Here is a 23668-nt window from a genome sequence, read left to right as displayed (position 1 = left end):
GGCCAACCAAATGCAGCGAAGGCCGGGAATACGCCAATTCCAAGCAATACGGCCCTTTCCAAAAAAGCTTAACATTGGAAAAGGGGTGTTTTGAGGCTCCGTTTCCCAGTGCTGCGGTAATATTGTCCATGGAACCAGCCCCGCCTTCTTCGCGCGATACCCTCATCGTCACCATTTTCATGGCGAGCATGGTTGTGCTGGCCCTGGTGCTGCTGGCAATGCGCTAAGCCGCATCCACTCCCAAACCACCATTCTGTACCGTTATGAGTACCCCCAAAAAGCAGCTTGCGGGCCTCCTGGCCGAGGCTGTAGCTCCCCACCTCAGCAACACCACCGCAACCAGCGCTGGCCAAGCGCCCAAAGCCGTTGCCAAAGCCCTGCGCCAACTCGCCAAACAAGTGGCCAAGCAACAGGCCAAATCCGCCAAGGCCGCCCAGCCGGCCGCGCCCACCAGCAAGCGCGCCCGCAAAGCCCTCACCAGCGAGCTCGCCGCGTCGCTCCAGCCCTTCCTCGGCACCACGGCCGAAGCCGGTGGCGAAATCCCTAAGGGCGTAAGCAAAACCCTCAAGCGCCTGGCCACCCAACTGGGAAAGCAGCAGCGCAAACAAGCCAAGCAAGCCGTCAAGCTGCAGAAGCAAGCCGGCAAAAAAGGCAAAGCTGCTGCTCCCGCCGCCGAAGCTGCCGCCCCAGCCACCGCCTCGCGCCCGGCCCCAACCGCCCGCCCGGCTGCGGCGCGGCGTCCCGCACCGGCCAGAAAGCCTGCGCCCAAAGCCCCCGCTGCCCTCGCCGAAGAGGCCGAAGCGGTGGAATAGCCCACTCGGGTTGCCGCGTTGCTCCGGCACCGTTCCAACAGCAAAACAGCCCCAACTTGCAGGTTGGGGCTGTTTCTGTATATACTCACCAATAAACCACCCGGGATACTTGCTAACGCTAACAGGTCGGTAGTGCCCGCGTGGTCCACCCACTGGCCACGCGGGGCTTATCTGCCTCTTTTCGATGTAAAAGTACCCTGCTGAAGGCGCCAAAAAAGGCTTTTCGGCAACTGTAACCGAACGGTAACGGGCCCGAAACATAGCGCCGGCTTCAGTCTGCCCATTCGAAGAAAAACGGGGTGGCCGGCAGCCGGCTCGCGGCCAACGCTTGCCTGGTGTAAGGAATTAGGGGGCGGCGCGTCGATAGGTGAAGCTGCACCATCTTACCTTCAATTTATGAGCTTACCTGATAGCAACTCCGCCCCGGACGACGAGCCGCCGTTTGTGCACGAGGAATGCGGCGACACCATGTGGGACGCCGTGCTGGCCCAGCCCGCCCCAACGGCCGAAGGGCGCCCGCCCTTTCCGCCCTTCACGCTCGAAACGGCGCTGCAAAAGGTGCAGGCAGCCGAAGACGCCTGGAACAGCTGCGACCCCGACCGCGTGGCCCTGGCCTACACTCCCGATTCGGAGTGGCGCAACCGCACCGAATTCCTGCGGGGCCGCGAGGAAATCCGGGCCTTCCTGCGCCGCAAATGGGACCGGGAGCTGGACTACCGCCTGAAAAAGGAGCTGTGGAGCTTCGGTGAAAACCGCATGGCCGTGCGCTTCGAGTACGAGTTTCACGACGCGGCCAGGCAGTGGTGGCGGGCCTACGGCAACGAGATGTGGGAATTTGCGCCCAATGGCCTCATGCAGCGCCGCTTCGCCAGCATCAACGACCTGGCCATTCGCGAAGACGAGCGGCGGCTGCGGTAGAAGCTGTTCAAAAAGCCACTTGGTGGCAAGCAGCACGTCATGCTGAGCGGAGTCGAAGCATCTCTGCCGCGCAACTAACTGATTTTAGTATTGCGGTAGAGATGCTTCGGCAAGCTCAGCATGACGTTACTTCTGTTTTATGGATGGATTTCTGACGTTCCTACTACACTTTTGCCGATGAACATACTTTCCGTCAACGTTGGGCTGCCGCGCGAGGTGGAGTGGCACGGCCGCGCCATTCGCACCGCCATTTGGAAGGCGCCGGTGGCCGGCCCGGTGCCCATTGCCCACCACAACTTCCGCGGCGACCAGCAAGCCGACCTCACCGTGCACGGCGGCCCCGACAAGGCCGTGTACGCCTACGACGCGGCCCACTACGCCGCCTGGCAGGCCCAACTGCCCGCCTGGACGGACTGGACGCCCGGCCTGTTCGGCGAAAACCTCACCACCGAGGGCCTGCTCGAAACCCAGGTGCGCATCGGCGACCTGTTTCGGGTGGGCACGGCCGTGCTGCGGGCGGTGCAGCCCCGCGTGCCCTGCTACAAGCTCAACGCCCGCTTCGACGACCCCGGCATGGTGGCGCACTTTGCCCGGGCGGGTCGGTCGGGCATCTACTTCCGGGTAGAGAAACCCGGCGCCGTGCAAGCCGGCGACGCGCTGACGCTGCTCGAAGCCGCCGACACCGCCATCACCATCCAAACCGTGGCCGACATCCTCCTCACCCGGCGCGCCGAAGCCGGGTTGTTGGCCGCAGTAGTGGCCTTGCCGCACCTGCCGACCAAGCTAAAACAGCAATTTGGCGGCGCCTGAGGCTGGTGCCGCGCAGGTGATGAGCGCCTCTGAGCGCCCCAGCAAAGCTGAGCCACTGGCCCATGATGCATTTGCGAAGCGCGGCGCTTAGGCCGAAACGCAGGCGCGCTTCCCCAATGCCCCTTGGCGGGCGCTGCCGGGCCGCTTGCGGCGCCACCACAGCAGGAAACCCGTCAGGCTAATGGTGGACGTGAGCAGGCCGCAGAAGCAGTAGAGGAGCTTGAGCAGCAAGCCGCCGTATTGCCCGAAATGCAGCACCCCGAGCGTGCTGCTCACTTGCGTGCTTAAGGGCAAGTCCGCCTCCAACTGCGTTTCGGTAATCTGGCCCGTTCGGGCATCGAAGGTGACGGTGGTGGCCCATTCGCCCAGCCACCAGCGGCCGGGCAGGTCCAGGTAGAGCTGCCCGGTGGTGGCCCCGGCAGCGCGGGGAAAGTTCAGGTACGTGAGCCGGGCGCCGGGCAGCCGGCGCTGCGCCTCGCGCACCACCGCGTCGAGCGAGGTGGCCACCGGCGCGGGCGGGGCCGTGGGCGGCGCTTGTTGCCAGGAAGCCGGCTCCAGCAGGTACAGCAGAAACCACACGCCGCTGGTGGCTATCATCAGGTTGAACAGCCACGTCCACACGCCCAGCACCCGGTGCAGGCCCGAAGCAGCCGTGCGCCAGTTGCGCCAGTTGATTTTCTGCCGGAACAAGAGCACCGGCAGCAGGTGCTTGCGGTACACCACCAAGCCCGTGAGCACCGAGCCAATCAAGGCCAGCGCAAAGCAGGCGGCCAGGGCTTCGCCCACCTGGCCCAGAAAAAACTGGTAGTGCAACTCCAGCAGCCAGCGTGTGAGCTCGTGCTGCTGGGGGCCCAGCACCTGCCCGGTGTAGGGGTTGAGGAAAACGTTTTGGTACTCTTCGCCCTTCAGCAACACCACGTCGATGGTGCCAGTGGGCTGCTTGGGCAACTCCCGAAACGCGCCCACCGCGTAGCCCCGGGGCGCGGCGTAGGCGCGGGTCCGGGCATAGAGCTCGTCGTAGGGCAGGGGGTGCTGCCCGGCCGCCGGGGCCGCAATGATGCGCTGCTGGCGGTTGAGGGCCGCGTCCAGCTCGTGGCTGAACACCAGCGCGGCGCCCGTCAGCGAAAACACCAGAATGAACCCGCCCGCAATCAGGCCCAGCCAAGCATGCAGCGTAAAGACGCGTTTGGTGAACGTGGCCATGGCAGGACGGGGAGGGTTAGAATTTCACGGCCAGGCTCAGCACGGCGCGGCGCACCCACTGCGGCTCCCAGGTGGTGGGCGAGAAATTTTGCAGGAAGTAGCGGCGGTCGGTGAGGTTGGTCACGCTCAGGCGCGTCGAGAACTGCTTGTAGGCGTAGCCCACGGCGGCGTCTTGGGTGGTGTAGCCGCGGGTGCGGTACAGGTTTTCGTTGGTGCCGTAGTAGCCCGCCCGGTTGAACACGCCGTAGCCCAGCGTCAGGCCCTTGAGCGTCCGGAGCGGCACCTGGTAATCGGCCCACACGCTGAAGCCCGTGCGCGGGGCCCCGGCCAGGCGGTTGCCGGCCGTGTAAGCCGGGTCGTCCACAATGCGGGCGTCGATGAGCGACGCCGACGCCGTCAGGGCCAGCTCGGGCGTGACGCGGCCGTTGACGTCCAGCTCCAGGCCGCGGCTGCGGTGCTGGCCCCCAGAGTACACGAAGTAGCGGAAGTCGGCCGCGGCGGGGTCCAGGCGGTTTTCGTAGTAGGTGCCCGTTATGTTGTTTTTCTCGATGTGAAAGGCCGTGAGCGTGGCGCCCAGCCGCTCGCGCAGCAGGTTGGCCTTCACGCCCGCCTCGTACTGCGTGGCCACGGTGGGCTCCAGGTTGCCAATTGCGTTTTCGTTCACGGCGCCCACGTAGTCGGCGGGCGCGTTCACCTCGTAGCTGTTGGTGTACGAGGCAAAGGCCGACAGCCACGGCATGGGCTTGTACACCAAGCCGATGCGTGGGCTGATGGGCCGGGCCGTCGCGATGGGGTTGACGTTGGTCGGGCGGTCAGCGGGGTTGTCGTACTTATTGCCTTGGCGGGTGCGGTTCAGGCGCAGGCCCAGCAGCACCTGCACTTTGTCGTTGAGCACGCTCAGCTGGTCTTGGGCGTACACGCCCACCCGCTCGTAGAAGAAGCGGAAGGGGCTGTACGTGGAATTGTCGAAGCTGATGCAGGCCTGGTTGTAGCGTGGGTTGAACACGTTGAACGTGCTGTCTATCAAATTGTAGCCGGCGCTTTCGGTGAAGCGCGAGTTCGTGTCGAAGTAGTCGGCGCCGAAGAGCAGCGTGTGCTTCACGGGTCCGGTCTGCACGGTACCCGTCAGGTCCAGGGCCACGGTGCGGGTGTCAAACCACTGGTTGGAGTTGTACTCGTAGCGGCTGATGTTGCCCACTTCGTCGGGCTGGCTCAGGCTCAGGCCGTAAGGCGAGCGCGTGGTGTAGCCATAGGAGCTCAGGTTGCGCACCCGCCAGGTGTCGCTGAGCTGGTAGGTGAGCGTGGAGTACACCGCCTGGTCGGTGAAGCCGTACTGCATGCGGGGCTCCCCCAGGTACCGGCTGTGCGGCAACTGCCGCAGGCCCTCAAAAGTGCCCGTCGGCGACACCAGGCCGGGGTCGTCGGAGCTTTCCGTTTTCTTCAGGGTATACTCCACGTTCCAGCTCAGGCGCGGCGTCACGTTCCAGGTCAGGCTGGGGGCAAACATGACGGCGTTGCTGCGCACCTGGTCGCGGAAGCTATTGGACTGCTGGTAGGTGGTGTTCACGCGGTAGAGCAGGGAGCCTTTTTCGTTGATGGGCCCCGACAGGTCCAGCGTGGGCCGAACCAAGCCGTACTCGCCCACCTTCAGCTCCAGGCGGCGGTAGTCGTAGTTGAGCGGCTTCTTGGTCACGAAGTTCATGACCCCGCCGGGCGCCACGTCGCCGAAGAGAATAGCAGCCGGGCCCTTCAGGAATTCTACCGACTCAATATTGTCGTTGAAGTGGGCACCCATGTTCCATACCATCAATCCATTGCGGCGGTAGTTCTGCGAGTTATTCAAGTTGAAGCCGCGGGCGTTGAAGAACTGATAGGAATCCTGCCCCGCGTAAGTACCGGTCAGGTTTACGCCGCTGATGTTGCGCGTGAGCGTGGCCAGGTCGAAGGCGTTTTGCTGCTGCACCACGTCCTGCCCAATCACCTGAATGGACATCGGAATGTCTATTAGCTCCTGCACCGTGCGCGTGGCCGAGGCGGTGCGGCGCTTCTGGCCCAGCACCTGCACCTCGCTCAGCTCGCGGGTGGTTTGGGCCAGGGCCACGTCGGCAGTGGCCTGGTCGTTTATTTCCACCTGCTGCTCCGTGGCGTCGTAGCCCAGGCCCTGCACCACCAGCGTGTAGGTGCCGGGGGCCAGGCCCGCGAGGCGGTAAAAACCCCGCTCGTCGGTGGTGGTGCCCACGGCCGTGCCCTTCAGGGCCACGCTCACAAACGGCGCCGGCTGGCCGTCGGCGGTGCGCACGGTGCCCGACAACACGCCGCGGCCGGGGTCGGCGGCCCAGAGGAAGGTGGGGAGCAGCAAGAGCAGGGAAAACAGAACGAGGCGCTGAGCAGTAAGAAGACGCATGCTTATTTAGAATGATTATAAACAGCGCAAAGCTCTGCACTATTGCCTCATTCAGCAACATCTATTTAGATTAATTCTAAATTAAGAAGGGATGTAACTCAGATTGCTAACTCTTGCTCAACCATTTACTTGCGCAGGTGTTCGCCGAGGCCGCTTGGTTGTGGTCGGGGCTGCGCCGGCTCAGTAGTAGGCGTTGGTAGTCGCTAGCGCTTTGCGCATTACGATTTCGGCGGTGCCGGCCGCGGCGATTGCCTGCGTGCTGCAACGTGGCTAGGCCGGGGCAGCTACGGCCGCACCGGTTACCTCGTCGTTACAGCAAAGTGGCGTTGACTGGCAGCACGCGGGCGGGCACCTCGGCTTCGCCCAGCATCTGGGGCAACTCGATTTCGATGGGGCGGCAAATGGCCGTCATGGGCACGTCGTTGACGTGGTGCTTGAACAGGGCTTTCGAATGGTCGGCCCCGATTTCATGGTGCTGAACAATGTCAGGAACCGCTGCCAATGTCCGGCGTGCGAGCGTCAGGGCGGGGCTGCAGCAGCTTGGCGATGAGGCCGGTCCAGCCGGTTTGGTGGCTGGCGCCGAGGCCGCGGCCGGTGTCGGCGTGGAAGTATTCGTGAAAGAGCAGGTAGTCGCGAAAGTGCGGGTCGTGCTGCAAGCGCTTGTCGGGGCCCAGGGCGGGGCGCACGCCGGCTTCGTTGCGCAAAAACAGCCGCGTGAGGCGGGCGCTCAACGCGTCGGCGATTTCGAGCAGGGTGCAGTACTGGCCCGACCGCGTGGGGTATTCCACCTTAAAATCGTCGCCGTAGTAGTGATGAAAGCGCTGCAGGCTCTCGATGAGCAGGAAGTTGGTGGGGAACCAGACGGGCCCGCGCCAGTTGGAGTTGCCCCCGAACAGGTCGGTTTCCGACTCGCCCGGCTCGTAGCGCAGCACGAGGTCGCGGTTGGCGTAGCGCAGGCGGCAGGGGTGGGCCTGGTGGTACTTGCTCAGGGACCGCACGCCGTACTCGGACAGGAACTCGGCCTCGTCGAGGGCACGGGCCAGCAGGCGCTTCATGCGGTGGCCGCGCAGCAGCGAGAGCAGGTGGGTGGCGCCCTGGCCCGGCTGCTCCCAGCGGCTGACGAGGCGGGCCAAGTGCGGCCGGTTGGCCAGGAACCAGTTCAGCCGGGCCACGAACTGGGGCACGGCCGCCAGCACCTCGTCGTCCAGCACTTCCACGGCGAAGAGCGGAATGAGCCCCACCAGCGAGCGGGTTTTGAGGAACTGCCGGCCGCCTTCGGGCGTGTGCAGCACGTCGTAGTAAAACTCGTCCTTCTCGTCCCAGAGGTCCATTTCCTCGTGGCCCATGTTGGTCATGGCCCCGGCGATGTAGAGGAAGTGCTCGAAGAACTTGCTGGCCAGGTCCTGGTAAATGGGTTGGGTGCGGGCCAGCTCCAGGGCCATGCGCATCATGTTGAGCGCGTACATGGCCACCCAGGCGGTGCCGTCGGCCTGCTCGAGGTAGGCGCCAGGGGGCAGCGGCGCCGAGCGGTCGAACAGCCCGATGTTGTCCAGGCCCAGGAAGCCGCCCTCGAACACGTTGCGGCCGTCGCGGTCCTTGCGGTTCACCCACCACGTGAAGTTGAGCAGCAGCCGGTGAAACACGGTGCCGAGAAAGTCTAGGTCGCCGGCGCCGCCGTTCTGCTTCTGGCACATCTTGTACACGCGCCAGGTGGCCCAGGCGTGCACGGGCGGGTTCACGTCCGAGAACGACCACTCGTAGGCCGGCAGCTGGCCGTTGGGGTGCATGTACCAGTCCTGGCAGAGCAGGCGCAGCTGCTGCTTGGCGAAGCCGGGGTCGAGCTGGGCCAGCGGCACGCAGTGGAAAGCCAAGTCCCAGGCCGCGTACCAGGGATACTCCCACTTGTCGGGCATGGAGATGACGTCGGCGTTGTTGAGGTGCTTCCAGCCGGCGTTGCGGCCGTGGGCGCGGGCAGCCGGCGGGGGCGGCAGGGCGGGGTCGCCGGCCAGCCATTCGGGCACGTCGTAGTAGTAAAACTGCTTGCTCCAGAGCATGCCGGCCCAGGCCTGGCGCTGCACCCGGCGCGCGTCGGCGTCGGCCAGGCCGGCCTGCAGCACGGCGTAGTAGGCATCGGCCTCGCGCCGGCGCAGGGCCAGCAACTCGTCAAAATCAGCAAACGGCTGGGCCAGGCCGGCGGGGCCCAGGCGCAGGCGTACCGTCTGGCTGGCCCCGGCCGGAAGCGGCAGCACGTAGTGCGCCGCGGCTTTGGTGCCGGTGCGGGCCGGGTTCACGGCCGCGTGCTGCCCGTGCACCACGTAGTCGTTGATGCCGTCCTTGAAGTACCCGGGGCCGGCCGCCGGGGCCGCGCCGTAGAGCCGGCCGGTGTTGGTGTCGTTGTCGCAGAAAAGCAAGTCCGGCGCCTCGTCGCAATACAGGCTCATGTCCCCCAGTTTGGAATGGTGGACAGCAATGGCACCGTCCGGCGTGGCCGCGAGCTGGGGGCGGGGAGCGCTGGGTTCCCAGGCCCAGGTGTTGCGAAACCAGAGCTGGGGCAGCAGGTGCAGCGTGGCCGCTTCGGCGGCCCGGTTGCTCACCGTAACCAGCAGGAGCAAGTCCTCGGGCCCGGCTTTGGCGTACTCCACGCACACGTCGAAGTAGCGGTTGTCGTGAAAAATGGCCGTGTCCAGCAGCTCAAATTCGAGTTGCTGGCGGGTGCGGCGGGCGTTTTCCTGCACCAGCCACTCGTACGGAAACGCGCGCTGCGGGTACTTGTACAGCAGCTGCATGTAGGAGTGGGTGGGCAGGTTGTCGAGGTAGTAATACACCTCTTTCACGTCCTCGCCGTGGTTGCCCTCGGGGCCGCTCAGCCCAAACAGGCGCTCCTTGAGAATGGGGTCCTGCCCGTTCCAGAGGCCCAGCGCCAAGCAAAGCAGCTGCTGGTCGTCGCAGACGCCGGCCAGGCCGTCCTCGCCCCAGCGGTAGGCGTAGGAGCGGGCCATGTCGTGGGTCACGAAGTTCCAGGCGTTGCCACCGGCCGAGTAATCCTCGCGCACGGTGCCCCACTGCCGCTCCGACACGTACGGCCCAAATTTGCGCCACGGCACTTGATGGGCGTTGGTTTCGGCCAGGCGCTGGTGTTCGGCAGTCATGGACTTGGGGCTTAGAATAAGGAGATGGAAGGCACAAGCGCCGGGCCGGGGGCTAAAATAGGGAACGGAAAGTAGGCCCAAGGCCGGCCTTCGGTTGCGGCGCGCTGCTTGATAACTTGGACCGAACTGCGGTGTTTGGCGCCATGCCCACGCAGTTTACATAGAGGCTGTTTGAGTTGGCTAAAAAAAGAGCCGCGGTAGAGACGCAATACCTTGCGTCTCGTCGTTGAACGACGATGCGGTGAACGACAGCTACGCGGCGAACGATAGCTAGGCGGCGCGAACGACGAGACGCAAGATGTTGCGTCTCTACCGCGGCCAAGAACGCCTGAAACCAACCCAAACAGCTTGTTAAAGACGCGCTAACTTAAGTTGCGGAGCCGCAGAGAGGCGCGGTTGCGGCCCAAACAGTGCGGCGAGGCAATTGCGGGCAATGGGCTGCCCGGCCCACAGCGGTTGGTCAGAAGCCGGGGGCGTACCGCAGAAGCAGGCGTAAGTAGGCCGGGGACGAGCAATCGAAGGAGCTACGGTACCAGATGGGAAGCTTTCGTGCTGCCTAACGCAGGCTTCTCCCAGCTACGGTACCCGTTTAAGGTAGAGCAAAGTCGTTCGAAACGGGCGCTGGGGCGTGTATTTGTCGTTGATGACGAAGTAGCCGCCGTGGTAGGCCGCGAGGCCTTCCCAGTTGTAGCCCCGGTACGATTCCGGAAATTCCCACAGGGGGCGCCACGTGAATTTCTGGCCTTTCCACTCCATGGTCAGCAGCCTGGCATAGCTGCGATACGTGCCCCGGTCCTGGATAAGCTGCGTGCTGGCAAGGTCGCCGGCGGGCGTCCGGTAAACCGCATCCTCGCCCCCGCCCTGAAAGAAATAGTTGATGGCCGTGAAGCGGTGCCTGCCAACGGCGGTGATGTCGGTGAGGCGGAACGGTACGCGCTCGACGCGCCGTTTGCGGGGCGGGCGGACGGCTGGCAGGCGCTTCTTGGTGAACTCGTAGGCGCAGTTTTCGCCCGAGAAGTAGTTGAATTCGAAGAAGCCAAACAGGCGCCTGCGCGAAGCTGCCAGCGCCTCGAAGCCGGCGTTGTAGATGGGCGCCCCATCAGCCGCAACGGGCTTGGCGAGCGGCACCAGGAAAGTGGTGTCCAGGACCACGGCGTTGCTGCTCAGCGCGCCCCGAAGCAGGTAGCCGTTGGGGGAGTGGGTGTCGTTTTCCACGGAGAGGTACACCACCCCACGGTCGATAAGCAGCGCCTCAAGGCCTTCGTAGCGCTGCCCCGCTGCATTTATTTTTGTGCGAAGCGCAGGAAGGTTTATCAAGGGCAGCTTCTGGTACGGCAGGACGTACGTCGAGTCCGCGAGCTGCCGCTCCAGGTCCTTGAGCTGCACCGTATACAGCTTGGCTTCGGCGTTGTCTTGCAGCCGGCTTTCCGATAACAGAAACAGCTTGCCCGCGCTGATAGAGAGCCCAGAGAACTGGTTGTCGGCCGACGACAGCTCCCGGGGGAGCGGTAGGTTGTGGACGGTAAACTGCGGCTGCTGCGCCAGGGCGGGCCGGGCAACAAGGATGTACAAAAGGGCTAGGCAATGCTTCATATTCGGTGAAGAGGGCCGGTGTTTTTCAAAGTGAAGCTGTTTAGAAGGATGTCGCTGGCCGGTCCGACGCTCTAAGCGTCCGACCGGTTGTCGGCAGGGCTTTCAGGGGATTGTGCTACCAACAACCGGTCGGACGCCTAGGGCGTCGGACCGGGCGGAGCCGACTTCTAAACCGATTCAGCAGTGCGTCGCACCCAGCGCGTACAAAGCTCGTTTGTGCTGCCCTTTTCCCACTGCACCAAGTCGGCCTGCCCCCGATGCGCGCCGCGTAGTTGCGCATCCGCTTCCAGCTCTGCTTTCAGCTCTTGGGGCCGGTGAGCCCACTGGGCGGGCATGTGGGCCCGTGAAACTCAGCGCCCAGCAGTTGGAGAGTTGTGGTTTCGATGTTGGTAACTGTTTTCAGCGCAGTGCAATTCCCCGTCCGAGCCCGCAGATGGACGAGGAAGAACTTTAGCTGGCAAGGCCCGGCGGGTGCCGGGGAAATAAGACCAGTAGTAGCAACTAGTCACTTGTTGTACTCTGTTTATAAAATTCCGGCATAACGCGGGAAAAGCTACTGGAATCTAATTTATTAGCAGCATAATGCACTATAAATCAAGGCGAATGTCATTTTCAATGTAGAGAGAGCAGAATTACCTTTGAATTAAATATTTGCACTGTCCTTTTGCCGAATAGCCGGCGCTTTCTAGCGCCGCTTGCTGCTTTCCCCACCCAATGCTTAAGTTGCTCTACGACACCGCGCCCGTGGCCGTTTACTACGACAAGGCCAACGACTGGCTGTTTGCCGATTGGCGCGGCACCCTCACCCTGAAGCAAGTGCAAGCCGGGTGCCTGACGCTGGCCCGCTGCTTTCTGAAACGCTCCTACGCCCGCGTGCTCAACAGCAACTGCGACGTGGTGAGCATCAGCCCCGAGGCGGCGCCGTGGCTGGCCGGAGAGTTCCTGCCCCACCTGGGCCTGGCCGGCATCAAGTACTTGGCCTGGGTGTGCGCGCCCAATTTGCTGCTGCAGCACTTCGCCAACGAGGCCGTGCGCCCGCTGTCGGCCACGGTCGTGGTGTTCGACGACCTTGCCGGGGCGTACGCGTGGCTGCAGCGCGCCCACCTCGTTTCGGGGGCGGTGCCGCACGAGGCCGCGCGGCAAGCCGAAATCGGCTGGCGGGTGGCCGCGCTGGCCGAAGAGCTGGCCCACTACGAGCAGGTCGCCCGGTTGGTGGCCACCCCGGCCCGGGCCGAAGCGGCGGGGAAAGGCATGCTCAGGTAGGCGGCTGAAAGCCAGTCGGTTTGAGCTGCATTCCGACCGCGTAAACAAGCCGGATTTCAGAACCTGTTCGTCCGCTTGCAACGAGCGCGGCCGTTCCTCTTCCCGTAGGCGGCCTGTGGTCATCGTATGGGGCCCGCTGTTCTCTGCCTGGGTTTTTGGCATCTGCGTCGGGTGGGGCTTCCGGGACTTGGCCGGTTGGGCGTAGCTCAACCATAACGCGCCTGGCTTGCCTTACGTTAGGTAATCCTTGTATGCGTCCAACTCATGCGGTACTGGCGGTGGTGGGAGGGTACCTCTTGGTGCGCGCCTTTTGGTTACTTCGTTCCTCCAGCGCCCAACGTGTCCCACTTGCTGCTTCCACCACTCTAACCGTTCCTTCCATGACCGATTCCACCACTTCCGGCAACCAACCCGACGACTTCCCTACCAGTGTTTCTTCGGCCGAGTCAACCGCCGGTTCCACGCCCAAGCAGACCGCTGAATCCAGCGAAGCCAATCCCCTGAAGCGGTACCAGGACCTGGTGAATTCACCCGAAACCCCGGACGGCCACAAAGTGGTGGCCGCGGTGGCCGCGGCCAGTACGGTAACGGTGGCCGCCGTGGCGAACTGGCTGATGAAGGCGACGAAGAAAGCGACGCCTTCGCCAACGAAAGACGAGTAAACGCCTGCTGGTCATTGTTGCAGGACATGACATATGAAAAAGGGTAGCTGCAAAGCGCAGCTACCCTTTTTCGTGGGCGGTGCCAGCCGCCCGGCTTGCACATTGGCGCTGCGGGCGCGCTGCTGCATTAGTCCCGCATCACGATTAGAGACGTTCCAACGTCATATTTGAGGCGTTTGGGCGGGGATGAGTTGGGCTAACTGCTGGCACCAGTTTCAAACCCTTTCAACGCCGGCCGGCTCCACTGCAACGTCGATTGGCTGAAAGAAAGAGAAGTGCCGGAGCATGTTAGCAAACAGGGCGAGTACTACACCCTGGCCTTGCATGAACGGGCGGCTAACCAGTATAAAAACCAATAATAAACAGGCTCCACATGCCGCTAAGGTCCTTCCTTAAGCTTCGCGGATGAGCCGGTACAGCTGCTCGCGGTAAGTGTCGCTTACCGGTATCTCCTTGTCCAGGATATAAATCGTGTTGCCATCGACCATGCGAATCTTGTCCAGCGACACGATGAAAGACTTGTGCACCCGCAGAAACGGCGGCTGCGGCAGCGTCTCGGCCAGCTCCTTGAGCGTTTGGTAGGTGACGACGCGCTGCGTGGGCAAGTGAATGGAGACGTAGTTGCTCAGCCCCTCGATGTAGAGAATGTCGGCGTAGTTGACGCGCAGAAATTTGTTCTTGCTTTCGCCCTTCACGAACATGTGGCCGGCGGCTGGCGGCGCGAGCGGGGCCGCCACCGCGGCGGCCATCGGCACCGGAGCCACGGCCGCCGCGGACGGGCCCGGCAACAGCGCCAGCGCCTTTTGAGCGGCCTTGAAGAAGCGCTCGAAGGAAATGGGCTTGAGCAGGTAATCGACCACGTCGTTTTCGTAGCCTTCGAGGGCGTATTCGGGGTAGGCGGTGGTGAGCACGACCTTGCACTTGTTGCCGGCCAGCTTGAGGAATTGCAGGCCGGTGAGCTTGGGCATCTGAATGTCGAGAAACACCAAGTCGACCCGGCCCTGCTGCACCAGCGTGAGCGCCTCGATGGGGTTGGTGGTGGTGCCCACCAGCGTGAGGAAAGGGAGCTGGCTGATGTAATCGGCCAGGATGAGCAGGGCCGGGGCTTCGTCATCAACGGCAAGGCAACGAATCATGGGCGCGGGAAAGTTGGGGAGCAAAGTACGGCAGGCGTCGAGTTGTAGCGCGTACTTTTAGTCCGCGCGTGAACTGTGTAGATGTGAGCAGCTCGCGGACTGAAAGTCCGCGCTACAACTCGTCCGGCTCCCCTCTCCGCGGGCTTCGCGCGTCAAGCGAACCAGGGTCGTACCCGGTAGAGGTGAGGTTGTGGCGACTCGCTTACCCCACCAGGCGCAACGAGGTGGTGAACTGCTCGTTCTGCGAATTCACGTGCAGCGCGTGGCGCTCGGGGTACAGCAGCTCCAGGCGCCGGCGCAGGTTGGGCAGGCCAATGCCGGTGGTGGCGTCCTTCTGGTCGTTGCTGCGCTGGTTTTCTACTTCAAATTGCACCTGCTCGCCTTCGATGTTCAGGCGAATGTGCACCGGGTTTTCGGGGTCGTCCAGCACGCCGTGCTTGATGGCGTTTTCCACAAAAGGAATGAGGACGAGCGGGGCCACGCGGCGGCCGGCCGGCTCGCCGGTAACGGTGAAATCCACGAAGAAGCTGTCGGGGAAGCGCAGGCGGTACAGGTCCAGGTAGTTGCGCAGGTAGTCGATTTCCTTCTCCAACTCCACTTGGCCGTCGGGGGTTTGGTGCAGCATGTAGCGCATCAGCTCCGAGAGCTTCAGGATGGCGTTGGCCACGGGTTTAGCCACCGGGTAGGCCATGCTGAAGAGCATGTTGAGGGTGTTGTAGAGGAAGTGCGGGTTGATTTGGGTCCGGAGAAAGGCCACTTCGGCGGCGCGTTTTTCTTCGCGCAGCTGGCGGTTTTCGCGCTCGCGGCGCAGGGCGGCTTGCGCGCTCCACACGGCCGCGCTCAGCACAATCATGGGGCTGCCGAAGAAGAGGTTGTCGCCGATGTAGTACCCGATTTTATAATAAATCGACCCGTCAATGGTGTAATTATGGAAGCCCAGGACAGCGGGGAAAATGGCTTCCTCAATCAGGGCCCGCAAGCCGATGTAGAGCGCCAGCACGCCCGCTACGGCCGCTGCCAACTGTGGCCCCCGGCCCGAGCGCAGCAGGCGCGGGTACACCACGAGGTAGCACAGGTAAAACTCAATAATCCGGATAAAAAGCATGGACGCCGTGAGCCACAGGCTGATGCGCAAGTGCTTGCTGTGCAGCGCCACGCCAAGGAACTCGTAGCCGCCATACAGCAGCCAGCCCAGGATGTGCCAGAATACGACTTTGTTTTTCATGGGAGTGCGGAAAAGGGTAGGGGCAGGCAGCGGGCCGGCCCCATTTTGACCCGAGAAACCAAAACTACCGCCAGCCGCCAGGGCCCGCACCTTTTTTATGCGAAAGGCCGGTTTTGGAATGCGAAATGGAAAAAGTGCTTTTGTAGGCAGTAGCAGCGGGTTTTGGGGCGTTGGGATAATGTTTTTTATATCGAAAAGGGGGCCGCTCACCTTTGAGCCATCCATCAGCCAACGCCCTTTTCCGATGAACACCTTTACCTGCTGCCGCCGCTTCTTCGTCCTGCTGCTCCTGGCCTTGCCGGCGCTTTCGCAGCGGGCCGCCGCCCAACCCACCGCCACCGGCACCGTGCACAATGAAACCGGCCAGCCCCTGGCCTTCGCCACCGCCGTGCTGCTGGCGCTGCCCGATTCCACCATTGCCAACTCCCAAACCACCACCGAGCAGGGCGCCTACACCTTTGGCGGCGTAAAGCCCGGCCGCTACTGCGTGAAGGCCCTGCTGCTGAGCTACCGCAGCGCCCGCAGCGCCGCTTTTGTGGTGGCCAACGAGCCCGTAGCGGTGCCGGCGCTGCGCTTGGCGCCCGCCGCCACGGCCCTGAAAGAAGTGACCGTAGTGGGCACCACGCCCCTGCTCGAACAGCACGCCGACCGCACCGTGGTGAACGTGGCCCGCCTGAACACGGCCGGCGAAACGGCCCTCGACATCCTCAAGAAAGCCCCCGGCGTGACCCTCGACAAGGACGACCACGTGATGTACCGCGGCAGCACCGGCGTAAACGTGATGATAGACGGCAAGCTCACCTACATGTCGGGCGAGGTGCTGAGCAGCTACCTCAAGTCCTTGCCCGCCACGGCCATCAGCCAGATTGAGCTGCTGCCCAACCCGCCCGCCTCGATGGACGCCGCCGGCACGGCCGGGGTGCTCAACATCAAGCTGCGCCGCAGCCAGCTGCCGGGCCTGAGCGGCACCTACACCCTGGGCCAGGGCCAGGGCCGCTACGAGAAAAGCTGGGCCGGCACCAACCTAGCCTACAACGCGGGCAAAGTGCGCCTCTTTGCCCGCCTCGACGGCGGCCGCTACAACTCCTTCAACCGCCTGACGATGATTCGCAACATCCGCGACAGCATCTTCAACCAGGAAAACCTGTGGCGCCCCCTCTCTTACTCGGCCACCTACACCGCCGGCGCCGACGTGGCCCTCACCCCCGCGCAAAGCCTGGGCGTCCAGCTGCGCGGCGGCTTCAACCAGACCGAGGCCGTGAGCACCAGCAACTCCGTGACCACCGACCGCGCCGGTGCCCCCGGCGGCCGCCGCCAGATGACCAACCCCCAAACCAGCACCGGCAACAACCAGGCCCTGAACCTGTACTACCGCTACGCCTTCGACAGCACCGGCCGCGAGCTGAGCGCCGCCGCCGACTACGTGCGCTACACCAGCGCCAAAGACCAACGCTTCAACAACGTGGTGTTTGCGCCCCGCGCCGAGCAGGGCCGGCCCGCCGAGCAGCTGCGCAGCGACGCGTCGTCGGAAACCGCCATTCGGGCCGCCAAAATCGACTACGTGCACCCCTTTGCCGGCACCAAGTGGCGGGCCGAAACCGGCGCCAAAACCAGTTGGGTAACCTCGCGCAGCGCCATCCAATTCGACCAGCTGCTGAACGGCGGCTGGCGGCTCGACGCCCTGCGCACCAACCAGTTTGCCTACGACGAGCACATCAGCGCCGGCTACGTGAGCGTAAACACCGCCCTCGGCCACCTCGAGCTGAAAGCCGGCCTGCGCGGCGAGCTCACCCAAACCACCGGCACGCCGGCCGTGGGCCCGCGCACTGCCCGCAAGTACTTCCAGCTGTTTCCCAGCGCCTTCGCCAGCTACCAGCTGGACGGCCACAACCAGGTGAGCGCCTCGGTGAGCCGCCGCATCAGCCGCCCCGCCTACCAAAACCTGAACCCCTTCCTCAACTACACCGACTTCTACACCGCCCAGCAGGGCAACCCCTTCCTGGCCCCCGCGCTCTCGCAGTCCTTCGTGCTCAACTACCTGCACAAAGACTTCCAGGTGCTGAGCCTGAGCTACCTGCACGAAACCAACACCGTGAACAACGTGGTGACCCAGAACGACGACACCAGCGTATCGACCAGCACCCTGCAGAACCTGGCCGAAACCAGCACCTTCACCCTGAGCTCGGGCGGCCACACCGACATTGCCAAGTACTGGGGCGTCGACAACCAGCTGAGCGGCAGCTACACCCAGGTGCGCACCACCGTCCAGGACCGGCCCGTGCGCCTGGCCAGCTACAACTGGGCGGCCAGCTCCGAGCACACCTTCGTGCTGCCCCGCAGCTACAAGCTGATGGTGGGCGGCAGCTACGACTCGCCCGGCGTGTCGGGCCTCTACCGCACCAAAGCCAGCGGCGCCGTCAATCTGGGCCTGAAAAAGCAGCTCTGGGCCGAGCGCGCCACCCTCAGCCTGCGCGTGGCCGACCTGCTTAACACCAGCCGCTTCCGCAGCACGCTCAACTACAACAACGTGAACCAGACCTGGAACAACCAGTGGGAAAGCCGCCGCGTGACGCTCACTTTCACCTGCAAAATCGGCAACGGCAAAACCCAGGCCCACCGCGCCGCCGCCAGCTCCGACGAGGAAGGCCGGGTGGGCAACTAGGGCGCCGCCGGGCCGCAGTGCCAGCCGTGGCCAAGGGAGCAATGCCCGGTGAAGCCGACGCCGACTCTCAGGCCTGGAGCTAATAAAATGAAGGCATTCAGCAAGTCGGCCCCGCCCGGTCCGACGCCCTAGGCGTCGGACCGGTTGCCGCAAGCCCAACACCGCAATAGCCGTGGACCGACAACCGGTCGGACGCCTAGGGCGTCGGACCGGCCAGCGAAACACTTCCTAAACAGCATTATTACCAGCCTCACCTTACTGCAACCCCTTCAGCATGTTATAAAAAGCCTCGGCGTAGGTGTCGCTGATGGGGATGATTTGGTCGGCAATTTGAATCCGATTTTTCTCGATGTGGTCGATTTTGTCGATGGCGACCAGAAAGGACCGGTGCACGCGGGCAAAATCCCGGGCGGGCAGCAGCTCCTCCAATTTGGCAAAATTCAGCAGCGTCATAATCTTCTCCTCGCTGGTATGAATCCGTAAATAGTCTTTCATCCCCTCCACAAAGAGAATATCGCGGGTAGCGACTTTCTGGATGCGGTGGCCCACCTTCAGAAAAATATACTCCTGCTCGTTTTTGAGCGCTGCTTTTTCCTCTCTCTTTTCTGCGGGTTGCCGGGGGCTCTGGTCCTGGTACAGGCGTAAAACGCTTTTGTAAAACCGCTCGAACGTGAAGGGCTTCAGCAGGTAGTCCCGCACCTCCAGCTCGTACGCCTTCAGTGCGTACTGGTCGTAGGCGGTGGTGAGGACAATCATGGGTTTGGGGTTCAGCATCGGAATGAAGCTGAGCCCATCCAGGTCCGGCATGTTGATGTCGAGAAACAGCAGGTCGGGCTTGTCTTCCTTTAACTGAGAGGCGGCCTCCAAGGGGCTCACGTAGGAGCCTTTCAACTCCAGGAAAGGGACCTTCCGGATGTATTCTTCCAGTATTTCCTGGGCCAGGTGCTCGTCCTCAATGATGTAGCAGGTGAGCTTTTCTCTCATGGACAGGGGCCTGAAGGCCGTGGATTTACTGAAACTAGGCTGCTACTCACTCCTGTCCAACACAATTTTCCACGCCTTCAACCCACCACAGGCAGCAATCAGGCTGATAAGCAAGTCAAAGGTTAGGGCATACCACTTAAAATAGTGTGCACAGGCCACACATTTTCCGCTCGTGTATTGCAGAAAGGGTACGGGAAAACCGAGCGTTGTATAACCATCGGACATGGCCTCTAAGCGCATCGAGAGCGCAGTCGCCAACGCAAACACGATAATGCATAGAAGGAACACTCTTTTAATCATGGGATACAGTAATGCCTACGGCTTTAAGAGGGCCCAATTCCGTTTGCGATGTGCAGACGTGTCCGTCCAAGCCGTGGATGGTAAGAAGGACGGTAAAGGTGTCGCCGGTGTTCTGAATGGTGAGCGTGTGTTGGTCCGGATACAACAACGACAGCCTTTTCCGGACATTGGGCAAGCCGATGCCACCGGGTTCTTCCAGCGCGTGAGCGAAGCTTCTTCCGACGGGGTTCTGCACGCGGAAGGCCAGGGTATCGGCTTGCACGTCCACCCGCACCTGCAGGTCGCCGGGTTCTAGCCGGGCGGGGCTGTGTTTGTAGGCGTTTTCCAGGAGGTGGATGAACAGCAGCGGGGCAATGTAGTGGGATTCCGTCTCGCCCGCTACCTGCAAGTCCACCACCGGGCTGTTCTTGTAGCGGAGCTGCTGCAGGCTCACGTAGTCGCGCAAGTAGTCCATTTCCCGGGCCAGCGGCACCGTGGCCGCGTTGGACTCATAAATCATGTAGCGCATCAACGAGGCCAGGTGCATGACCGCCTCCGGGGCGGCGGGTGCTTGCTTGTACACCAGCGTGTGGATGTTGTTGAGGGTGTTGAACAGGAAGTGCGGGTTAATCTGCGATTTCAAGTAGTGCAGCTCCGCTTCCACGGCCTGTTTTTCCAGCTGCTCTTTCTTGATGGTGTTGAGCACCAGCGTCTCGGTGATGCGGGCCAGCCAACTCAGGAAAATGAAGATGGGCACCGTGGTGAGCAGGTGCATGGCATGATTTCCGGCATCCAGGTGCTGGTGGTTGAAGAGCAGAAAAGGCAGCGGCCCGGTCAGCCAGATGCCCGCTAGCCGGAGCAAATAGCTTCTTCTCGTGCCGGTATGGTGGGTCAGCAGGTAGAAATGGCTGTAAAACACATACAGGCAGATTGCCAGGAATCCCACGGCGGTGCTACGCCAGTGGGCGGTGCCGTCGCCGCCCAACTGCAAGCAGACCAGCGAGGTGAACAAGACCCAGACGGATAGGTGAATCAGCCGGAAGATTTTTTTGACTCGGTCCATGGCACAAAGTTGCGGCTTGCGGTCCTTGCCCGGGCCACCGTTTCGACCAGCTGCTCCTTTCAATCTACGGGATGTGGAAAGGGGCCTGCCAGGGCTTTGGCGGAAGCAAATCCCCGCTTGGCAGATTCCTTTGACGCGTTAGCATATCGGGTTTCGCTTTCCCGCCCGGCAAGAATTGCTTCGTCCCGAGATAGAGAAAAAGCACCAGTTCAGGGGCTGCCCTTCTTTCTCTGATAACAAGTAAACCGAAGAAAATCAGATAATATGAGAAAGCACCCGCTGGGCCTGGCCATCCGCAACGTCTCCAAAAGGTATGCGAACGGCGTGCAGGCGTTGGATAATGTGTCGCTGGACATTCCGCCGGGCATGTACGGGCTGCTGGGCCCCAACGGCGCGGGCAAATCGACCCTGATGCGCACGCTGGCCACGCTGCAAGAGCCCGATGAAGGAGCGCTGTTTTTGGGCGACATCGATGTGGTGAACCAAAAGGAAGCCGTGCGCCAAACGCTGGGCTACCTGCCCCAGGAGTTCGGCGTGTACCCCCAAGCCCGCGCCGAGGAACTGCTCGACTACTTCGCGGTGCTGAAAGGCATCACCAACCGGGCAGAGCGCCGCGCCACCACCGAGGCCCTGCTCCGACAAACCAACCTCTGGGACAAGCGCAAGCAGAAGCTGGGCGGCTACTCCGGCGGCATGCGCCAGCGCTTTGGCGTGGCGGTGGCCTTGCTGGGCAACCCCCGGCTGCTGATAGTAGACGAGCCCACCGCCGGCCTGGACCCCGCCGAGCGGGTGCGCTTTCTGAACCTGCTGAGCGAGCTAGGCGAGAACAGCGTGGTGATTCTCTCCACGCACATCGTGGAAGATGTGTCGGAGCTGTGCACGAAAATGGCCATCATCAACCAGGGCCAAATCCTGCTGGAAGCCGAGCCGCTGGAGGCCGTGGCGTCCCTCAAAGGCCGCATGTGGCGCAAGCTGACCGATAAAACCGCCCTGCCTGCGCTGAAGCGGGAGCACCAGGTCATTTTGGCCAAGCTGCTGAGCGGCCGCACCCTGGTGCACGTGCACAGCCCCGACCGGCCCGGCCACGGCTTCGAAGCGGTGGAGCCGGACCTGGAAGACGTCTATTTCGGGGCCATGGCGGGCTGTTTCGGCACGGCCAGCCGGCAGCCACAAGTGGAGGGAATCGCGCGATGAAGCTCCAACGAATTTTTGCGCTCGAATTCTGGTACCAGCTGCGCCGGGCCACTACCTGGCTCTACTTCGCGGCTATGCTGGTGCTGGCTTTTCTGATTGTCGTGGCCAACTACGCCTCCGATGCGCGGGACGGGTACTTCTTGGTGAATGCGCCCATTGTCGTTGCGGGCGTGGCGGTAATCTGCAGCGTGAAGTGGCTGCTGGTAGGCGCGTCGGTGGCGGGCGATGCCGCGGCCCGCGACGTGCAAACGCGCATGCATTTGCTCACCTACAGCGCCCCCGTCAGCAAAGCGGCCTACTTGGGCGGACGGTTTCTGGCCGCCCTGGCGCTCAATGGCCTCGTGCTGCTGGCGGTTCCGGCGGGCCTGCTGCTGGGCATGTACGCCGGCGGGGTAGAGGCCGAACTGCTGGGGCCGTTCCGGATGGCGGCCTACCTCACGGCCTTTGGCTTTATCGTGCTGCCCAACGCTTTTTTCGCAACGGCCATTCAGTTCTCGGTGGCGGCGCTCAGCCGCCGGGCCATGGGAAGCTACTTGGGCGGCGCGGTTTTGTTTGTGGCGGCCTACATGGTGTGGGTGGTGCTGCCCGATGCGGGGGGGCAATGGCGGAATCTGGCCGACCCCATGAGCTTCGGGCCGGTGCTCGACCATATGTCTAACGACTGGAGCCCACTGGAGAAAAATACGCGCCTGTATCTGCTAGAGGGCTCTTTTCTTGCCAACCGTCTTCTGTGGCTCGGCGTCTCGCTGGGCGCGCTGGCATTTACCTATTCCCGCTTTCAGCTGATGCTGCCCGAAGCCAGCCCCAAGGCTAAGCCGGGTAAACAGCCAACACCCACCCTGGCGGCCCGGGAGCAACTGGACTGGGAAACCGGCCCAGTGCTGCCGCCGGCCAGGGGCACGCACGGGGTGGCCACGCAGCTGCAGCAGTTGCGCCTGCTCACCGGGCAAGGCTTTGGGCTGCTCGCCACAAGCAAAGCCGGCTTGCCCCTGCTGGCACTCCTGGCCTTGCTGGTCGGGGCCACCGTATCCGGAAACCTGAAGGGCCGGGGCGTGCCCCTGCTCCCAAGAACCGACTTCGTCCTGGATTACCTGACCGCGCCCCTGGCGCAGCCGGCGACGTTCTGGAGCATCCTCGTGTTGCTCATCATTTTCTACGCCGGAGAGCTGGTGTGGCGGGAGCGGGAAACCGGCCTCAGCGAAATTGCCAACGCGGCGCCGGTGCCCGAATGGGTGCTGTTCCTGAGCCGGTTTCTGGCCCTGGCCCTCGTGCTGGTGGTGTGGCTGGCCTTCCTGATGGCCGCCGGACTGGTGGCACAGGCAGCCCTGGGCAGGGTCAGGGGAGAGAGTGGCTTGTACGTGCAGGTCCTGTTCGGGCTGCAACTGGTCGATTGCCTGCTCTTTGCCCTGTTGGCCCTGGCCGTGCACGTGCTCGTCAATCAGAAGTTTGTGGGGCATCTGGTGGCGCTGCTGGCCTACGGGTGCATCGCCTTCGCTCCGAAGTTGGGCGTTGAGCACAAGCTGCTCCTCTATGCCGCCAGCCCGCCCTGGACCTATACCGACATGGCCGGCTTTGGGCCGACGCTGGCGCCCTGGCTGTGGTTCAAAGGCTACTGGGTGGCGTGGGCGCTGTTGCTGGCGGTGGTAGCGGTGCTGTTCTGGGTGCGGGGGCGGGAAGCCAGTGCCACCGCCCGGCTCCAGCTGGCCCGCCGGCGCTTCACGGGTTCTTTGGCGCGGGTGGCTGCGGCCGCGGGAGGGGGCGTTGTGGTGTTCGGCGGGTTTATTTTCTACAACACCAACGTGCTGCACGACTACACCAGCGCCTCTGCCACCAAGGCGCTGCGGGCGGCCTACGAACAGCGCTTCCGGCACTACTTGCACGTGCCCCAGCCCCAGTTGACCGGCGTAAACCTCCAGGTAGAAATGTACCCCCAGCAGCGGAGGGTGGCCATACAAGGCACTTACTTGCTGGTGAATAACAGTGGAGCGCCCATCGACTCCGTGCATCTGGCCATGGGAACGGGAGGAGTCGAAACCACCGCCATTCACTTCAACCAGTCCGCGAAGGCAGTGCTGGTGGACAAGGAGCACGGCCAGCACATGTACGCCTTGGCCAAGCCCCTGCCTCCCGGCGACTCGCTGCGCCTAACCTTTCGAGTAATGTATAACCCGCAGGGCTTTTCCAACAGCGGCGCCGACGCGCAGGTGGTGGCAAACGGCAGCAGCTTCCGGAATCTGGAGTGGCTGCCCGCCGTTGGGTACCAGCCCTACCGGGAGCTGGACGAGGCCGGCGACCGAAAAGCATACGGCCT

The 23668-nt window shown here is 63.1% G+C and carries 16 protein-coding genes and 1 pseudogene; 8 read left to right on the top strand and 9 right to left on the bottom strand.

Translation table 11 applies throughout. The features are described 5' to 3' along the window. Window positions 1–263: 263 nt before the first annotated feature. The 3 genes from VF629_RS06605 to VF629_RS06595 all read left to right on the top strand — a co-directional run bounded on the left by VF629_RS06605 (window position 264) and on the right by VF629_RS06595 (window position 2540). Window positions 264–812 carry a hypothetical protein gene (locus tag VF629_RS06605; RefSeq protein ID WP_331057667.1) on the top strand — a complete coding sequence of 183 codons (549 nt, stop codon included), beginning with the start codon at window positions 264–266 and terminating at the stop codon, window positions 810–812. A gap of 468 nt (window positions 813–1280) precedes the next feature. Beyond that, complete coding sequence (locus tag VF629_RS06600; RefSeq protein ID WP_349256784.1) at window positions 1281–1730, top strand: nuclear transport factor 2 family protein; 450 nt, start codon at window positions 1281–1283, stop codon at window positions 1728–1730. Between the two features lie 177 nt (window positions 1731–1907). Next, on the top strand, window positions 1908–2540 hold the full coding sequence (locus VF629_RS06595) for an MOSC domain-containing protein (protein ID WP_331057665.1): 633 nt from the start codon (window positions 1908–1910) through the stop codon (window positions 2538–2540). An 87-nt stretch (window positions 2541–2627) separates the two neighbouring features. Here the strand turns inward: VF629_RS06595 and VF629_RS06590 are convergent, their stop codons facing one another. The 5 genes from VF629_RS06590 to VF629_RS06570 all read right to left on the bottom strand — a co-directional run bounded on the left by VF629_RS06590 (window position 2628) and on the right by VF629_RS06570 (window position 10868). After that, window positions 2628–3743: a PepSY-associated TM helix domain-containing protein gene (locus VF629_RS06590; protein WP_331057664.1), complete on the bottom strand. Its 1116-nt coding sequence runs from the start codon at window positions 3741–3743 to the stop codon at window positions 2628–2630. Window positions 3744–3759: 16 nt separating this feature from the next. After that, on the bottom strand, window positions 3760–6147 hold the full coding sequence (locus tag VF629_RS06585; RefSeq protein ID WP_331057663.1) for a TonB-dependent receptor: 2388 nt from the start codon (window positions 6145–6147) through the stop codon (window positions 3760–3762). A gap of 310 nt (window positions 6148–6457) precedes the next feature. Further along, entirely contained in the window at window positions 6458–6649 is a 192-nt protein-coding gene (locus VF629_RS06580) for a hypothetical protein (protein ID WP_331057662.1), read from the bottom strand. Continuing rightward, window positions 6633–9296 carry an MGH1-like glycoside hydrolase domain-containing protein gene (locus tag VF629_RS06575; RefSeq protein WP_331057661.1) on the bottom strand — a complete coding sequence of 888 codons (2664 nt, stop codon included), beginning with the start codon at window positions 9294–9296 and terminating at the stop codon, window positions 6633–6635. Before VF629_RS06575 ends, VF629_RS06580 begins: the two co-directional genes overlap by 17 nt. A 576-nt stretch (window positions 9297–9872) precedes the next feature. Further along, complete coding sequence (locus VF629_RS06570) at window positions 9873–10868, bottom strand: hypothetical protein (protein WP_331057660.1); 996 nt, start codon at window positions 10866–10868, stop codon at window positions 9873–9875. A gap of 735 nt (window positions 10869–11603) precedes the next feature. On the opposite strand from VF629_RS06570, the gene VF629_RS06565 reads away from it, so the two are divergent. Continuing rightward, on the top strand, window positions 11604–12152 hold the full coding sequence (locus tag VF629_RS06565) for a hypothetical protein (RefSeq protein WP_331057659.1): 549 nt from the start codon (window positions 11604–11606) through the stop codon (window positions 12150–12152). A gap of 380 nt (window positions 12153–12532) precedes the next feature. Beyond that, window positions 12533–12814: a hypothetical protein gene (locus tag VF629_RS06560; RefSeq protein ID WP_331057658.1), complete on the top strand. Its 282-nt coding sequence runs from the start codon at window positions 12533–12535 to the stop codon at window positions 12812–12814. Between the two features lie 392 nt (window positions 12815–13206). On the opposite strand, the gene VF629_RS06555 is transcribed toward VF629_RS06560, so the two are convergent. Then, complete coding sequence (locus VF629_RS06555) at window positions 13207–13950, bottom strand: LytTR family DNA-binding domain-containing protein (protein WP_331057657.1); 744 nt, start codon at window positions 13948–13950, stop codon at window positions 13207–13209. A 202-nt stretch (window positions 13951–14152) separates the two neighbouring features. Continuing rightward, a complete protein-coding gene (locus VF629_RS06550; protein ID WP_331057656.1) occupies window positions 14153–15175 on the bottom strand; it encodes a sensor histidine kinase in 1023 nt (340 codons plus the stop codon). Window positions 15176–15419: 244 nt separating this feature from the next. Here VF629_RS06550 and VF629_RS06545 point away from each other — a divergent pair, with 244 nt between their 5' ends. Beyond that, entirely contained in the window at window positions 15420–17837 is a 2418-nt protein-coding gene (locus VF629_RS06545; RefSeq protein WP_331057655.1) for a TonB-dependent receptor, read from the top strand. A 255-nt stretch (window positions 17838–18092) separates the two neighbouring features. Here the strand turns inward: VF629_RS06545 and VF629_RS06540 are convergent, their stop codons facing one another. Together VF629_RS06540 and VF629_RS06535 are read right to left on the bottom strand one after the other, a co-directional pair. After that, window positions 18093–18821 carry a LytTR family DNA-binding domain-containing protein gene (locus tag VF629_RS06540; RefSeq protein WP_331057654.1) on the bottom strand — a complete coding sequence of 243 codons (729 nt, stop codon included), beginning with the start codon at window positions 18819–18821 and terminating at the stop codon, window positions 18093–18095. Between the two features lie 292 nt (window positions 18822–19113). Further along, on the bottom strand, window positions 19114–20163 hold the full coding sequence (locus VF629_RS06535; RefSeq protein WP_331057653.1) for a sensor histidine kinase: 1050 nt from the start codon (window positions 20161–20163) through the stop codon (window positions 19114–19116). Between the two features lie 264 nt (window positions 20164–20427). Between VF629_RS06535 and VF629_RS06530 the strand changes: the two genes are divergently transcribed. Further along, complete coding sequence (locus VF629_RS06530) at window positions 20428–21357, top strand: ABC transporter ATP-binding protein (protein WP_414653855.1); 930 nt, start codon at window positions 20428–20430, stop codon at window positions 21355–21357. Then, a pseudogene (locus VF629_RS06525) lies at window positions 21354–23668 on the top strand (ABC transporter permease); the annotation flags it as partial. The gene VF629_RS06530 and the pseudogene VF629_RS06525, both read left to right, overlap by 4 nt.

This window comes from Hymenobacter sp. (assembly GCF_036388155.1).
Classification (GTDB): Bacteria; Bacteroidota; Bacteroidia; order Cytophagales; family Hymenobacteraceae; genus Hymenobacter.
This window is presented reverse-complemented; position numbering and strand designations above follow the sequence as displayed.

What these genes read in the sequence shown, in the direction of transcription:
- VF629_RS06605 (WP_331057667.1), top strand. Translation starts at nt 264, where the DNA reads ATGAGTACCCCCAAAAAGCAGCTTGCGGGCCTCCTGGCCGAGGCTGTA.
- VF629_RS06600 (WP_349256784.1), top strand. Translation starts at nt 1,281, where the DNA reads ATGTGGGACGCCGTGCTGGCCCAGCCCGCCCCAACGGCCGAAGGGCGC.
- VF629_RS06595 (WP_331057665.1), top strand. Translation starts at nt 1,908, where the DNA reads ATGAACATACTTTCCGTCAACGTTGGGCTGCCGCGCGAGGTGGAGTGG.
- VF629_RS06590 (WP_331057664.1), bottom strand. Translation starts at nt 3,743, where the DNA reads ATGGCCACGTTCACCAAACGCGTCTTTACGCTGCATGCTTGGCTGGGC.
- VF629_RS06585 (WP_331057663.1), bottom strand. Translation starts at nt 6,147, where the DNA reads ATGCGTCTTCTTACTGCTCAGCGCCTCGTTCTGTTTTCCCTGCTCTTG.
- VF629_RS06575 (WP_331057661.1), bottom strand. Translation starts at nt 9,296, where the DNA reads ATGACTGCCGAACACCAGCGCCTGGCCGAAACCAACGCCCATCAAGTG.
- VF629_RS06565 (WP_331057659.1), top strand. Translation starts at nt 11,604, where the DNA reads ATGCTTAAGTTGCTCTACGACACCGCGCCCGTGGCCGTTTACTACGAC.
- VF629_RS06560 (WP_331057658.1), top strand. Translation starts at nt 12,533, where the DNA reads ATGACCGATTCCACCACTTCCGGCAACCAACCCGACGACTTCCCTACC.
- VF629_RS06555 (WP_331057657.1), bottom strand. Translation starts at nt 13,950, where the DNA reads ATGATTCGTTGCCTTGCCGTTGATGACGAAGCCCCGGCCCTGCTCATC.
- VF629_RS06550 (WP_331057656.1), bottom strand. Translation starts at nt 15,175, where the DNA reads ATGAAAAACAAAGTCGTATTCTGGCACATCCTGGGCTGGCTGCTGTAT.
- VF629_RS06545 (WP_331057655.1), top strand. Translation starts at nt 15,420, where the DNA reads ATGAACACCTTTACCTGCTGCCGCCGCTTCTTCGTCCTGCTGCTCCTG.
- VF629_RS06540 (WP_331057654.1), bottom strand. Translation starts at nt 18,821, where the DNA reads ATGAGAGAAAAGCTCACCTGCTACATCATTGAGGACGAGCACCTGGCC.
- VF629_RS06535 (WP_331057653.1), bottom strand. Translation starts at nt 20,163, where the DNA reads ATGGACCGAGTCAAAAAAATCTTCCGGCTGATTCACCTATCCGTCTGG.
- VF629_RS06530 (WP_414653855.1), top strand. Translation starts at nt 20,428, where the DNA reads ATGAGAAAGCACCCGCTGGGCCTGGCCATCCGCAACGTCTCCAAAAGG.